The organism is Catellatospora sp. NPDC049609 (assembly GCF_040675365.1).
In the GTDB taxonomy this organism is placed as follows: Bacteria; Actinomycetota; Actinomycetes; order Mycobacteriales; family Micromonosporaceae; genus Catellatospora.
Window position 1 is genome coordinate 1 of record NZ_JBFAOU010000479.1, and the last position, 1,232, is coordinate 1,232.

General features: G+C 73.4%; 1 protein-coding gene. It reads right to left on the reverse strand.

Annotation, left to right across the window (positions count from 1 at the left end):
* Positions 1–109: 109 nt before the first annotated feature.
* A complete protein-coding gene (locus AB0J67_RS41265) occupies positions 110–1,108 on the reverse strand; it encodes a D-alanine--D-alanine ligase family protein (protein ID WP_363491302.1) in 999 nt (332 codons plus the stop codon).
* Positions 1,109–1,232: the final 124 nt, after the last annotated feature.

The following is a 1,232-nucleotide window of genomic DNA, read 5'->3' on the forward strand; positions in this document are numbered from 1 at the left end:
GGCGGCTGATCTCGTCGTGGCAGAGGACCTGCAGGAATTCGAGGTGCCCGAGTTCGCCGGCGTGGGAGAACGCGGCCGGGCCTACCCCGAGTGGCCCGGCACCCCGGAGTCAGCGGCGCGACAGCGCGGTCAGGCCGCGGGCGGCGCCGGCCAGCGCGGTGGCGACGAGCGTGTCGAGCAGGTCCGGGTACGACATCCCGGCGGCCTGCCAGATGCGCGGGTACTGCGACGCGGACGTGAACCCCGGGAACGTGTTGACCTCGTTGAGGACCGGCTCGCCGCCGTCGGCGGGCAGGAAGAAGTCGACGCGCAGCAGGCCGCGGCAGTCCAGGGCGGTGAACGCGCGCATCGCCAGCTGCTGCAGGTGCGCGGTGACCGCCGGGTCGAGCCGGGCCGGGATGTCGAACACGACCTCGCCGGCGGTGTACTTGGCGTCGTAGTCGAAGAAGTCGTGCCCGCCCGCGACCCGGATCTCCAGCGGCGGCCCGGCCCGCAGGCTGCCGTCGGGCTGCTGCAGCACCGCCACGTCCACCTCGCGCCCGGCCACGCCCGCCTCGACCAGCACCTTGCCGTCGCTGGCACGGGCCGCGTCCAGCGCGGCGGGCAGCGCGGCCCAGTCGTCGACGCGGGTCACGCCGATGCTCGACCCGGCGCGGGCCGGTTTCACGAACACCGGCAGGCCCAGCCGCTGCCGGTCGGCGGGGGACAGCTCGGCCTCGCCGGGCCGCAGCACCGCGCCGTCGGCGACCCGCAGCCCGTCCGCGGCGAGGATCTTCTTGGTGAACTCCTTGTCCATGCCGGTGGCGCTGGCCAGCACGCCGCTGCCGACGTACGGGACGCCGACCAGTTCCAGCAGCGACTGGATGGTGCCGTCCTCGCCGTACGGGCCGTGCAGGGCGGGGAACACCACGTCGGCCCGGCCCAGGGTGCGCAGCGCGTCGCCGATGCCCAGCGGGACGCCGTCGACGTGCCAGGCGCCGTCGCGGGCGATCAGCACCTCGGTGACGTCGTACCGGCCGCGGTCGAGGTGGGCCAGGATGCTGCGGGCCGACTTGCACGACACGTCGTGCTCGCCGCTGCGCCCGCCGTACACGACGGCCAGTTTCATCAATGCGCTCCTTACTCCGTGGTGCGAGGTGGTGCGGGGTAAGGAAGGGCACCTTCTTAACGCTCAGGGCAACATCGGATCCTTCTACGAGATCTCGCCGGACCTGACGGTCACCCGCGTCGCG

What these genes read in the sequence shown, in the direction of transcription:
- AB0J67_RS41265 (WP_363491302.1), bottom strand. Translation starts at nt 1,108, where the DNA reads ATGAAACTGGCCGTCGTGTACGGCGGGCGCAGCGGCGAGCACGACGTG.